The organism is Williamsia sp. CHRR-6 (assembly GCF_018474015.1).
GTDB lineage: Bacteria > Actinomycetota > Actinomycetes > Mycobacteriales > Mycobacteriaceae > Williamsia_A.
The window spans coordinates 60,716-73,193 of the sequence record NZ_JAHCSG010000005.1 but is presented as its reverse complement, the minus strand read 5'-3'; the positions used below and the strand labels follow the sequence as shown (position 1 = coordinate 73,193).

Genomic DNA, 12,478 nt, shown 5'->3' with positions numbered 1-12,478 from the left:
CACGCACGGAGGCCACGTCGGGGACGAATATCCTGGGGTGATCATGGCCCACCCACCCATCACCGACCACACCCCCGAACCGGTCGACCGCGGCCATGAGCCGGCGGTCATCGACTGGACCGAGGTGTCCATCGCCGACGAGTTCCGACTCAAACGCCGACGCCGCGCGGCCCGCACCGACACCGACCGCAATCGCTTCGCCGGAGCGCTGCAGGCCGCGCGCACCCGGACCGCCCGGCGTCGCGCTGCGGTCCCACGACTGGACTACCCCGCTGATCTGCCGATCTCGTTGGCCCGCAATGAGATCAGCGATGCCCTGCGTGATCGTCAGGTGGTGGTGGTGGCCGGCGAGACCGGGTCGGGCAAGACCACCCAGCTACCCAAGATCTGTCTGGAACTCGGCCGCGGTGTGCGCGGAATGATCGGGCACACCCAGCCGCGCCGGATCGCAGCCCGGTCGGTAGCCGCGCGAATAGCCGAAGAAACCCATACCGAGCTGGGTGAGACGGTAGGTTTCGCGGTGCGGTTCGACGACCGAACCCGCGACGACACCCTGGTCAAGGTGATGACCGACGGCATCCTGCTGCGCGAGATCGGTCGCGATCCGATGCTGCGCGCCTACGACACGATCATCGTCGACGAGGCCCACGAGCGCAGCCTCACCATCGATTTCATCCTCGGCTATCTCAAGCAGCTGTTGCCGCGCCGACCTGACCTGCTGGTGATCATCACCTCGGCCACCATCGACCCCGGGCGCTTCGCCGACCATTTCGCCACCGACGACCGTCCGGTGCCGATCATCTCGGTGTCGGGGCGCACCTATCCCGTGGAGGTGCGTTACCGGCCGCGCGAGAGCGCCGACCCCGACGACGACCACGAAGACCTCGACCAGATCGACGCGATCAGTCGCGCCGTCGACGAACTGTGCCGCGCGGGCCCCGGGGACATCCTGGTGTTCCTGGCCACCGAACGCGAGATCCGTGACACCGCCGATGCGCTGGGATCGTTGCGCGACCGTGGCATAGACATCCTGCCGTTGTTCTCGCGCCTGTCCACCGCCGATCAGCACAAGGTGTTCGCCACCAGCGACCGGCGTCGAATCGTGTTGTCCACCAACATCGCAGAGACCTCGCTGACGGTGCCGGGCATCCGCTTCGTGATCGATGTCGGCACCGCGCGCATCTCGCGATACTCGGTGCGCACCAAGGTGCAACGCCTTCCGGTCGAACCCATCTCTCAAGCCAGCGCCCGGCAGCGCGCGGGTCGCTGCGGGCGCGTGGCCGACGGCATCTGCATCCGCCTCTACAGCGAGGACGACTTTGCGGCTCGGCCCGAGTTCACCGAACCGGAGATCCTGCGCACCAACCTCGCATCGGTGATCCTCACGATGACCGCGCTCGGGCTCGGCGACATCGACGCCTTTCCGTTCGTCGAACCTCCCGACCCGCGCGCGGTGCGCGACGGCGTCGCGTTGCTCGAAGAACTCGGTGCCATCGACGGACGCGGCGCAGATCGCAACCTGACGCCGGTCGGCCGGGACCTGTCCGACCTTCCCGTCGACCCGCGCTGGGCCCGGATGCTGGTGGCCGCCCGTGAGAACGGCGCGCTGGCCGAGGTGTTGGTCATCGTCTCGGCACTGTCGCTGCCCGATGTGCGTGAGCGACCGGTGGAGCATCGGCAGGCCGCCGACACCGCCCACGCCCGCTTCCACGTCCCCGGATCGGACTTCCTGTCGATCGTGATGCTGTGGAACCACCTGCAGCAGGCCCGAACCGAGATGTCGGGCAACCAGTTCCGCCGCCAGTGCGAGCGAGAGTTCCTGCACTGGTTACGTATTCGGGAATGGCGAGAGCTGCACCAGCAGCTGTCGCGAATCGTCGCCGACAAGGGGTGGACCCCCAACACCGAGCCGACGTCGGCGACATCGGTCCACCAGTCGCTGCTCGCGGGTCTTCTGGGCCACATCGGTGTACGCGACGGCGACAGCCGAGAATTCCAGGGCGCCCGCGGAACTCGGTTTGTCGTGTTTCCCGGGTCACCGCTTGCCGGCAAGCCGCCACGGTTCGTGATGGCCGCCGAGGTCGTCGAGACCTCGCGGCTGTTCGCCCGGACCGTCGCCTCGATCGAACCGGAATGGGCCGAGAAGCTGGCCGGGCCGCTGGTCAAACGGTCCTACAGCGAACCGCACTGGTCATCCAAGCGAGCCTCCGCCATGGCCTACGAGCGGGTGACGCTCTACGGTGTGCCGCTGGTCGCCCGCCGCGCGGTGCCCTACGGCCGAATCGACGCCGAGGAGTCGCGCGAGCTGTTCATCAGGCACGCTCTCGTCGAGGGCGACTGGCGCACCCCCCACGCCTTCTTCACCCGCAACCAGACCGTGCTTGACGAGGCCCGTGAACTCGAGACCCGCTCGCGCCGTGGCGATCTGGTCGTCGACGACGAGAAGTTGTTCGAGTTCTACGAGACCCGGATCGGGGCAGAGGTGGTCTCCGGAGCCCACTTCGACACCTGGTGGAAGCGCACCCGCAAGAAGCAGCCGACACTGCTTGATCTGTCGATCGCCGACATCTCCGACACCACGACCGTCGCCTCGGGCGACTTCCCCGACCACTGGCAGCAGGGTGAGGCTCGGTTGCCATTGGTCTACCAGTTCACCCCGGGATCCGAACACGACGGCGTGACGGTGTGTATTCCGCTGCCGCTGCTGCCTCGTATCCGCCCGTCCGGCTTCGACTGGCTGGTGCCAGGACTGCGTGACGAACTGGCGGTGGCGCTGGTACGGACACTGCCGAAATCGGTGCGCCGACAGCTGGGGCCGGCCGCCGACGTCGCAGTGCGAGCATTGGCTGCACTGACCCCGCGCAGCGAACCCCTGACCAGCGGGTTGGCCCGCGAGCTCACCCGGCAGACCGGTGTGGTGGTCGGCGCCGATGATTTCGATCAGACCCGGCTACCCGATCATCTGCGGATGGCGTTCGCGGCCACTGACGCCGACGGTTCGGTGCTGGCCACCGCACCCACCCTGGCCGAGCTCACCGCCGCCCTGCGGCCCGCTGCACGCGGTGAGCCGACCCGCACGACCGGTGGCACGCGCGGGCGATCGTCCACCCACACGACCCCGGCCGCGACGCCTCGAGCGGCCCCGATCGTGTACACCGAGTGGAGCGCAGCGGGCATCGGGACGCTGGATGAGTCGATCACCGAAACCGTGGCCGGCCAGCGCGTGACGAGCTATCCAACCCTGCGCGCCACCGAGACCGGGGTCGTCACCGACCTTGCCACCTCGGCCGCGACCGCCCGGGCCCAGACTCACCTGGCCATCCGGCGGCTGCTCGAGCTGTCGATCCCGCCGCTGAAAGCCGGAGCGGTGGCGGAGTTGAGTGTGGAGCAGCGCATCGCGTTGTCGCAGAGCCCCTACCGTGATGCGACCGCACTGTTCGCCGACTGCATGCGCGCGGCCATCCGCGATGCGGTCGGCGACACCGGATCGGTGCGCACGCCCGAGCAGTTCGCAGCATTGCGCGCCGCGGTGGCCCAACGCGCTCGCGGCGACGCTCGCTCGGTGCTGCGGTCTGCGGCGCAGGCACTGGTCTGGGTGGCACCCATCCGAGCCCAACTGGAGCGGCTGGGTGCCGCAGACGCGACCGAGGACGCTCGTGATCAACTCGATCACCTGATCTACGACGGATTCATCGCCGAGACCGCCGGTGTACACCTGGCGCGGTTACCGGCCTATCTCGACGGAATCGAACGGCGACTGTCGCGGCTGCCTGCGGCTGCGGCCACCGACCGACGCGGCCTCGAGGCAGTCGATCGCATTGTGGCCGAATGGAACCGGGCTGTCGCCCGGGTGACGCCGGACAGACGCGCAGTGGTCAACGAGCAGATCCACTGGATGATCGAGGAGATGCGGATCAGTCTGTTCGCCGAGCAGGTCGGTACCGCCTACCCGGCGTCGGAGAAGCGGACCTCAGCGGCGATCGCCGCCCTGTGTCGATGAGCTGACCGCGCCGGTCGACGACGCCGCACGCAGATCGTCGATCTCACGCTGGAAGTCCTCGACGGATTCGAAGGAGCGATACACCGAGGCGAATCGCAGGTAGGCCACCTCGTCGAGTTCACGCAGCGGGCCGAGGATGGCCAGACCCACCTCGTTGCTGGGGATCTCGGCAGATCCGGAACTGCGCACGGTGTCCTCGACCTGCTGAGCGAGCTGCTGCAGTCGGTCCTCGTCGACGGCGCGACCCTGACACGCTCGGCGAACACCCTTCATCACCTTCTCGCGAGAAAAGGGTTCGGTCACGCCGTTGCGCTTGACCACCGCGAGGACCGCACTCTCGACGGTGGTGAACCGCCGACCACACTCAGGACATGACCGACGCCGCCGGATCGCCTGCCCTTCGTCGGCGACCCGCGAGTCCACCACGCGGGTGTCCTCGTTCTTGCAGAAAGGGCAATGCATCGATGTGTCCTCGACTCCACGGCACATCCTGACCACGTCGGGCCGGCCGGGTGTGCGACCAACGGGCTCAGGGCGAACCCGTGGCCGCAAGGATACCGACCGGGGGGCGTCGCACCCGGGCACCGCCCACCCAACGTCGTCGACGTCGTCGATCATCACGTGGCGTCGGCGTCAGCGGCGGTAGACCGGGGCGAGCAGCGGCTGCCCGGCCACCACCGCGGAGTTGTCGAGGTGGTTGAGGTAGCGGAGGTCGGCGACGACCGCAGCCGCAGGCTCATCCGGGGCGACACGCTGGGCCAGCGCGGTCAGCGACTCACCCGAGCGAACATGGACGACCGAGGTTCCCGCCACCGCAGGTGTGTGAGCGTCGGAGATCTCGGAGCCGACGATGGCCAGCGCCCACACGAGCGCGGCCAGGACGAATCCGACCGCGATGGCGGCGAACCATCCGACCGGACTGATGGTTGTGGTGCGGACACGGGCATCTGCACAGCGGGTGCCCGATCGATGCTGCGACGTCGCGCTGCGCGCCGTGTCCGAGGGCCGTGTCGACGCGGTGCCCGCCACGGGTCGCGGCGTCCCGGCCGGACGTGCGGTCGGGCGCCGGACAGGGCGTGTGTGCAGCTCAGGGCCATGTGACGCCGCCGCGCCCCCGGTGAGCCCGGTCATGGGACGGGGGTGAGCCAGGGTGTCGTTCATGTCAGTCTCCTCATCGACCAGGCGTTCGAAAGAATGTCTGTTCGATTTGTATCACGCCGGTCTGACAAAGTCCCGACACGGTCGAACAAATGTTTGAGACTTGTGATCTTTTCCTCTACTGTCGCTGGTGACGGCAGGTGTGCCGGATTCGAACAGCCCAGATGTTCGACCACCGCACGCCGTGACAGGAGGGACATCGTGTCCGACAGCACCCGCTCCATCGACCGGTCCGGTACCGCGGATCAGGCCGACGACGCACCCTTGAGCGAGGCGGATCTCACGCCCCGCCAGATGAAGATCCTCGAGGTCATCCGCGCATCGGTCCGCGACCGGGGCTACCCGCCGAGCATCCGCGAGATCGGCGACTCGGTCGGACTCAACTCCACGTCGTCGGTGGCCCACCAGTTGCGCACACTCGAGCGACGCGGCTTCCTCAAACGCGACGCCAACCGACCGCGCGCGGTCAACGTCCAAGACGATCCGACCGAGGTGACCGAGGCCTCCGCCCTACCCACCCCGACCTACGTCCCGGTGCTGGGTCGGATCGCCGCCGGCGGTCCGATCCTCGCGGAAGAAGCAGTCGAAGACGTGTTCCCCTTGCCGCGCGAACTCGTCGGCGACGGGGCCCTGTTCCTGCTGAAGGTGGTGGGCGAGTCGATGATCGACGCGGCCATCTGTGACGGCGACTGGGTGGTGGTCCGGCAACAGAACGTGGCCGACAACGGTGACATCGTCGCCGCGATGATCGACGGCGAGGCCACCGTGAAGACGTTCAAACGCACCAACGGCCATGTCTGGCTGATGCCGCACAACGAGGCGTTCGACCCGATCCCCGGTGACGACGCCGCGATCTTGGGCAAGGTCGTCACCGTCATGCGACGGATCTGATCGCAGACAACCGCCACGCGCGGCGGTTGTCTGCGCTGCCTCAGCTGCGCAGAGCCGCCGCCGCTGCGGCTCGGGCATCGGCCGGCGCCGCGGTGTCGAGAGCGGCGTGAGCCGCCGCCATGCACTGCGCCATGGTGACGCGAGCCAGCGCTGCGCCGACTCCGGCCGCCGCGGCAGGTGCGCTCGACAGCGAGGTCACGCCCATCCCGACCAGAACACAGGCGAGCAACGGATCTGCTGCGGCCTCGCCGCATACCCCGACGGGCTTGTCGGCGGCTCGACCCGCCGCAGCCACCCGTTCGATCAGAGCAAGGACCGCCGGCTGCCACGGGTCGGTCAGCTGCGCCAACTCGGCTGACATCCGGTCGGCGGCCATCGTGTACTGCGTCAGATCGTTCGTGCCGATGGACACGAAATCCACCTCGGCCAGGATCGCCGGAGCCAGCAGTGCCGCTGAGGGGATCTCGATCATCACACCGGCCACCAGCCGACGGCGGCGCACATCGGCGGCGAAGTCGCGGGCCTCGGCCGCGGTCGCCACCATCGGAGCCATCACCCACGGCGATCCGCCGGTCTGCTCGGCCGCCGCCGCGATCGCGTCGAGTTGTCGTTCCAACAGGCCTGGATGGGCGAACGCGACACGCAGGCCTCGCACCCCCAGAGCCGGGTTTGCCTCGGTCCCGCTGTCGGCGAACAGCAACGGCTTGTCCGACCCCGCATCGAGAGTGCGGATGACCACCTTGGACCCGGCCTCCGACGCCGCAAACGCCTCGATGACCTCGCGGTAGAGCGCGGTCTGCTCGTCATGCGTCGGCTCGGACGCCCGGTCGAGAAAGGCGAGCTCGGTGCGGAAGAGACCCACACCGGCCACCGGGTGTGTGGCCGCGGTCCGCGCCGATGCTCCGTCTTGCACGTTGGCGAGGATCGCGACATCGACACCGTCTGCTGTCCGTCCCGGGCCAGTCCATCGAGCGGTCTCCTCGGCCGCCCGCCGGGACGCGGCCACATCTGCACGCGCCTGCTCGGCGTCGGGTTCGACGACGATGGTGCCGGCTGACCCGTCCACCACCACGAGCGTGCCCTCAGGCACCGTGTGCAGGTCGCCGACCGCCACCACACACGGGATACCCAGCTGGCGGGCGATGATCGCGGTGTGACTGGTCGGCCCACCGAGGCGAGTGACCAAGCCCCGCACCCGATTCGGATCCAGTCCCGAGGTGTCGGCCGGGGCCAGATCGTCGGCGAAGAGGATCACCTCGTGGTCGGGGGTGGTGATTCCGGGTTCGGGCTGTCCGGCCAACTCGGCGAGGACGCGATCGCGGACGTCCTTGAGATCGGTCACCCGTTCGGCCATCAGGCCACCGAGCTTGGTGAACATGGCGACAAAGGTCTCGGTGGCCTCTGCTGCCGCGTTCGGGGCGGGGGAACCGGCACGAATGCTCTTCTCCGCGGTCCCGATCCATCCGCGGTCCTCCGCCATGGCGGCTGTCGCAGACAGCACTTCGGCGGCGACCCCGGTGGCAGCCGAGGCACGCGCACGCAGCCGGTCGGCGACCGATGCGGCAGCCGAACGGAACCGGTCGACCTCGGCATCGAGGTCCTCGGGAGCCGGCCCCGGAGCCGGTAGTGCGGGCCGTGGCCCGGGCCACATGACCGGCGCATAGGCGACACCACCGACCACCGGCGTGCCCCGGACCGTGACGCGGTCCGGGGCGGTCATGGCGGTGATCGACTCGCCACCGCCGTTTCCCTGGGTGCTCGTCATCTGACCGATCATCTCCACCTCATCTACTCATGCACGATCTGTTCCTGCGCGCGATCGGTACTGCTGGCCCACCGATCCGGTGTGTTCCAACCCCACCACATGTAGGCGCGCCTTACACCCAGACCCACCGCACTCGGGGGCCATCGAGCTCCGGACCCACCGCGGCTGGGGCCGGCGCATTCCATGGGCACACACATCGGGCCAGCGATGCGCTCACGTCGGGTCATCGATGTGATCCAGATTACTCCATAGACTTGACATGTCAACACATACAGGCGTAAACAAAGCGATATCAACACCGGATATCCACACATTCCCACGTAAGGGGTGATCGTGTACGCCGAGGAACGCCAGCAGGCGATCGCCGAACGAGTGCATCAGCGCGGCCGCGCATCGGTCACCGCGCTCGCCGAAGAGTTCGACGTCACCAGCGAGACCGTCCGCCGCGACCTCGCCTACCTAGAGCGCGCCGGGTGTCTGCGCCGGGTGCACGGCGGTGCGGTACCCCTCGACTCGGTGCGCATGACCGAGCTCGGTGTGGTGGAACGGTCGAGCAGCCACCCCGACGAGAAGGTGCGCATCGGCACCGCCGCAGCCCGATTTGTGCCCTCCGACGGAGGCAGCCTGCTCATCGACGCCGGCACCACCACACTGCAGGCCGCTCTGCGCCTGCCCCGCGACCGCAACACCATCGTGTTCACCAACTCCCTGCCCGTGGCCACCTCGGTGGCCGACCACCCCACCGCCACCCTGCATTTCCTCGGTGGCCGGATCCGCGGGATCACCCAGGCCGCCGTGGGGATCGCATCGATCAGCGCGCTGCAGGGCTATCGCATCGACGTGGCCTTCATAGGGACCAACGGCCTGACCGAACGGCACGGACTGTCCACCCCCGACCCCGACGAGGGAGCAATGAAGTCAGCCATGATCGCAGCGGCGAATCGAGTTGTGTTGCTTGCAGATTCATCCAAGATCGGCAACGAGGACCTGACCGGTTTCGCCGCTGTGGACCAGGTGGACGTGTTGATCACCGACGCCGGTATCGACCCCGGATTCTCCGCCCGACTGTCAGCCCTCGGCGTGGAGGTGGTGATCGCATGATCGTCACCGTCACCGCCAACCCCAGCCTCGACCGCACCGTCAGCCTGTCCGCCCCCCTCGTCCGCGGCAGCGTCACCCGGGCCCAGTCGGCTCGCCATGAGCCAGGCGGCAAGGGCGTCAACGTGTCTCGGATCGCCCAGGTCGCCGGCGTGGCCACCGTGGCCATCCTCCCCGCTCACCGCTCCGATCCCCTGCTGGCCGCACTGGACGGGGTGGGGCTGTCGTATCGCGCGATCCCGGTGGACGCCGAAGTCCGCAACAACGTCACCATCACCGAACCCGACGGCACCACGACGAAGATCAACCTGCCCGGAACTCGGCTCGCCCCAAGCGAACTCGACGCCCTCACCGAACTGGTACTGCAGACCGGTGCAGATGCGACGTGGGTGGCCCTGTGTGGGTCGCTACCACCGGGGGTGCCCGCCGCCTGGTACCGGGATCTGGCCGAGCAACTCGCATCGCAGGTGGCACGCGTGGCAGTCGACACCTCAGGTGCCCCGTTGCTGGCGGTGGCGCAGGCGGCGCACGCCGGTCACATCGATCTGATCAAGCCCAACGCCGAGGAACTGGCCGAGATCAGCGGAACCGATGCCGCCGAACTCGAGGCGACCTCGGCGTCGGGCGACCTACGACCGACATTGGCCGCAGCCCAGTCGGTGCAACGCCGGTGTGGATGCACGGTGCTGGCCACCCTCGGCGCGGCCGGGGCCCTGCTGGTCACCGCCGACGGCGCTTGGTCGGCCACACCACCGCCGATCGTCCCGGTCAGCACGGTGGGCGCCGGCGACGCGACCTTGGCCGGATACCTGCTCGCCGACCTCGATCGGGTCGGGCCAGGCGAGGCGCTACGACGGGCCGTGGCCTACGGCTCGGCCGCGGCGGGGCTGGCCGGAACCCAACCCCCCACCGTCGCCGACCTCGCCCTCGGCGGGGTCACGGTCCGCGAGGTCGCCCGAGCACCGGCGTGACAACCCACCGGCCGCACATCAGCCGCCGGACCACCTGCCACCACACCCGCGAGCACCAGACCCCGAGAATCACACCGAAAGCAGGCAATCCCATGTCCGACACCATCAGCGAACCGGCGCCCGCCGGCGCCGATCCCACCCAGATCATCGAACGCCACACCGTTGCCCTCGACGTCGACGCTGGCGCCGACCGTCAAGAGGTCATCACCTACCTCGCCCAGCGGCTGGTCGAGGCCGGCCGCGCATCTGACACCGATGGCATCATCAGCGCCGCCATGGCCCGCGAGGCGCAGTCGGCCACCGGGCTGCCCGGCGGCATCGCGATCCCGCACTGCCGCAGCACATCGGCATTGCGTCCAAGCCTGGCCTTCGCGCGACTGGCCCCCACGGTCGACTTCGGCGCCTCTGACGCCCCCGCCGATCTGGTCTTCCTCATCGCCGCTCCCGCAGGCGGCGGCTCCGAGCACATGAAGTTGCTCAGCGCGCTCGCTCGTGCGCTGGTCCGCCCCGACTTCGTGGCGTCATTGCGCGCCGCCGCCGACGCCGACACCGTCGTCGACCTCGTCCACGACGTCGTCTCGCCGACCACCGCCGCACCTTCGACGACATCGCGTCACGCTCAGGACGGGGCCACCGCGGCCACCCCGCCGGCCTCCGAGCCGACCGCGCCCGCAGCCGAGAAGGTGACGGTGGTGGCCATCACCGCGTGCCCGACCGGAATCGCCCACACCTACATGGCCGCCGACTCCCTCACCTACGCCGCCGAGCGAGCTGGGATCGACTTCGTGGTCGAGACCCAGGGCTCGTCGAAGTCCACGCCGATCGACCCAGCCGTCATCGCCCGTGCAGGCGCTGTCATCTTCGCCACCGACGTGGGGGTGAAGGGGCGCGAACGCTTTGCGGGCAAACCGGTGATCGAGTCCGGGGTCAAGCGCGCGATCAACGAGCCCGACACGATGATCGGCGAAGCCGTTGCCGCCGCGGGAAACCCGAATGCCCGCCGGGTGTCCGGGTCGGCCACCGACGCGGCCGCCGCCGCCGGCGGCGGTGACCTGGGCTGGGGCACCCGCATCCGACAGATCCTGCTCACCGGGGTGAGCTACATGATCCCGTTCGTCGCCGCAGGTGGCCTGCTGATCGCGCTCGGATTCCTCCTCGGCGGTTACGAGATGGCCAACACGCCCGAGGGTGCCACCGACTCGATCGGCAAGACCATCGCGCTGACCAACAGCCTCACCAACCTGCCCGACGGTGGGTTCGCCCACTATCTCGGCGGCGTCTTCTTCACGCTCGGATCGTTGGCGTTTTTCTTCCTGGTCCCGGCTTTGGCGGGCTACATCTCCTTCGCCATCGCAGATCGCCCCGGTCTGGCTCCCGGCTTCACCGCCGGATACGTCGCCTCGACGGTGGGCGCCGGGTTCATCGGAGGCCTCGTCGGCGGTCTGATCGCCGGCTTCGTATCGCTCTACATCAGCCGAATCCCGCTGCCCCAGTGGGCACGTGGCCTGATGCCAGTGGTGATAATCCCGTTGCTGGCAACGTTGATCACCGGTGGTCTGATGTTCATGGTCCTCGGCCGTCCCCTCAAGTGGATCACCGACGAGCTGCAGAAGGCCCTGACCGACATGTCCGGCAGCTCGGTCATCATCCTCGGCATCGTGCTGGGCCTGATGATGTGCTTCGACCTCGGCGGCCCCGTCAACAAGGCGGCGTACGCGTTCGCCGTGCAGGGTCTGGCCACCGGCGGATCGGCCGAGCTACGGATCATGGCCGCGGTGATGGCTGCCGGCATGGTTCCCCCGCTGGCGATGGCCCTGGCCACGGTGCTGCGGCCCACGCTGTTCACCGAACCCGAGCGTGAGAACGGCAAGGCAGCCTGGCTGTTGGGTGCATCGTTCATCTCCGAAGGGGCCATTCCCTTCGCGGCCGGCGACCCGCTGCGGGTGATCCCGTCGATGATGGCCGGTGGTGCGGTGACCGGCGCCCTGATCATGACCTTCGACGTTGGCCTGCGGGCTCCGCACGGCGGGGTGTTCGTGATCTTCGCGATGAGCAATGTGGCCGGCTTCTTCATCTCGCTGGCCGCGGGCACTGTGGTGGGCGCTCTCGCGGTGGTGGCGGCCAAGCAGTTCGGCAACCGGGCGACATCTGGCGCGCCCTCGACGGAATCCACCCCGGCCGCTGCCGTCGCGGCCTGATCAACGCTCCGACTCACCATCACCCGTGACACGGGGTGCCGGTCGCGGCACACTCGAAGGCACATCACACATCAGGAGGATTCATGCCCAGCACCACCGTCACCGTCGGTTCCGCCGTCGGCCTGCACGCCCGACCGGCGACGATCATCGCCGAGGCCGTGGCCGCCGCAGAAACGCCGGTCACCCTGGCGGTCGCCGGTGGTGAGCCAGTGGACGCCGGATCGGCGCTCATGATCATGACCCTCGGCGCCGAGAAGGGCACCGAGATCGTGGTCAGCGCCGACGATCAGGCGACACTCGACACCATCGCCGAGTTGGTGGCCAAGGACCTCGACGCCGAGTAAGCACGTCCGGCCACGACGCACGCCATGACCCGACCGGCTCCACCGGTCGGGTC

9 protein-coding genes are annotated in these 12,478 nt (G+C 68.7%); 6 read left to right on the top strand and 3 right to left on the bottom strand.

The window, feature by feature from the left end; genetic code table 11:
- The first annotated feature begins 43 nt into the window (after window positions 1-43).
- Window positions 44-4,000, top strand: coding sequence for an ATP-dependent RNA helicase HrpA (gene hrpA, locus KIK15_RS14170; RefSeq protein WP_214245374.1), 3,957 nt, complete (start codon window positions 44-46; stop codon window positions 3,998-4,000).
- On the opposite strand, the gene nrdR is transcribed toward hrpA, so the two are convergent.
- On the bottom strand, window positions 3,971-4,462 hold the full coding sequence (nrdR, locus tag KIK15_RS14165; protein WP_214245373.1) for a transcriptional regulator NrdR: 492 nt from the start codon (window positions 4,460-4,462) through the stop codon (window positions 3,971-3,973). The two genes, hrpA and nrdR, sit on opposite strands and share 30 nt — an antisense overlap.
- 171 nt (window positions 4,463-4,633) lie before the next feature.
- On the bottom strand, window positions 4,634-5,161 hold the full coding sequence (locus KIK15_RS14160; protein ID WP_214245372.1) for a LysM peptidoglycan-binding domain-containing protein: 528 nt from the start codon (window positions 5,159-5,161) through the stop codon (window positions 4,634-4,636).
- 219 nt (window positions 5,162-5,380) lie between these two features.
- Here KIK15_RS14160 and lexA point away from each other — a divergent pair, with 219 nt between their 5' ends.
- Complete coding sequence (gene lexA / locus KIK15_RS14155) at window positions 5,381-6,049, top strand: transcriptional repressor LexA (protein ID WP_374222865.1); 669 nt, start codon at window positions 5,381-5,383, stop codon at window positions 6,047-6,049.
- A 40-nt stretch (window positions 6,050-6,089) separates the two neighbouring features.
- Here the strand turns inward: lexA and ptsP are convergent, their stop codons facing one another.
- A complete protein-coding gene (gene ptsP, locus KIK15_RS14150; RefSeq protein ID WP_214245638.1) occupies window positions 6,090-7,769 on the bottom strand; it encodes a phosphoenolpyruvate--protein phosphotransferase in 1,680 nt (559 codons plus the stop codon).
- Between the two features lie 378 nt (window positions 7,770-8,147).
- Here ptsP and KIK15_RS14145 point away from each other — a divergent pair, with 378 nt between their 5' ends.
- From KIK15_RS14145 to KIK15_RS14130, 4 genes are all read left to right on the top strand, one after another.
- Complete coding sequence (locus KIK15_RS14145) at window positions 8,148-8,915, top strand: DeoR/GlpR family DNA-binding transcription regulator (protein WP_214245370.1); 768 nt, start codon at window positions 8,148-8,150, stop codon at window positions 8,913-8,915.
- Window positions 8,912-9,883, top strand: a complete 972-nt coding sequence (locus KIK15_RS14140; RefSeq protein WP_214245369.1) for a 1-phosphofructokinase family hexose kinase — start codon at window positions 8,912-8,914, stop codon at window positions 9,881-9,883. Before KIK15_RS14145 ends, KIK15_RS14140 begins: the two co-directional genes overlap by 4 nt.
- Before the next feature lie 92 nt (window positions 9,884-9,975).
- A complete protein-coding gene (locus KIK15_RS14135; protein WP_214245368.1) occupies window positions 9,976-12,081 on the top strand; it encodes a fructose-specific PTS transporter subunit EIIC in 2,106 nt (701 codons plus the stop codon).
- 83 nt (window positions 12,082-12,164) lie between these two features.
- A complete protein-coding gene (locus KIK15_RS14130) occupies window positions 12,165-12,425 on the top strand; it encodes an HPr family phosphocarrier protein (RefSeq protein ID WP_214245367.1) in 261 nt (86 codons plus the stop codon).
- The last annotated feature ends 53 nt before the right edge of the window (window positions 12,426-12,478 follow it).

Coding starts and splice junctions, on each gene's coding strand:
- ptsP (WP_214245638.1), bottom strand. CDS start 7,769: ATGACCGCCCCGGACCGCGTCACGGTCCGGGGCACGCCGGTGGTCGGT.
- nrdR (WP_214245373.1), bottom strand. CDS start 4,462: ATGCATTGCCCTTTCTGCAAGAACGAGGACACCCGCGTGGTGGACTCG.
- KIK15_RS14140 (WP_214245369.1), top strand. CDS start 8,912: ATGATCGTCACCGTCACCGCCAACCCCAGCCTCGACCGCACCGTCAGC.
- KIK15_RS14160 (WP_214245372.1), bottom strand. CDS start 5,161: ATGAACGACACCCTGGCTCACCCCCGTCCCATGACCGGGCTCACCGGG.
- KIK15_RS14135 (WP_214245368.1), top strand. CDS start 9,976: ATGTCCGACACCATCAGCGAACCGGCGCCCGCCGGCGCCGATCCCACC.
- KIK15_RS14130 (WP_214245367.1), top strand. CDS start 12,165: ATGCCCAGCACCACCGTCACCGTCGGTTCCGCCGTCGGCCTGCACGCC.
- hrpA (WP_214245374.1), top strand. CDS start 44: ATGGCCCACCCACCCATCACCGACCACACCCCCGAACCGGTCGACCGC.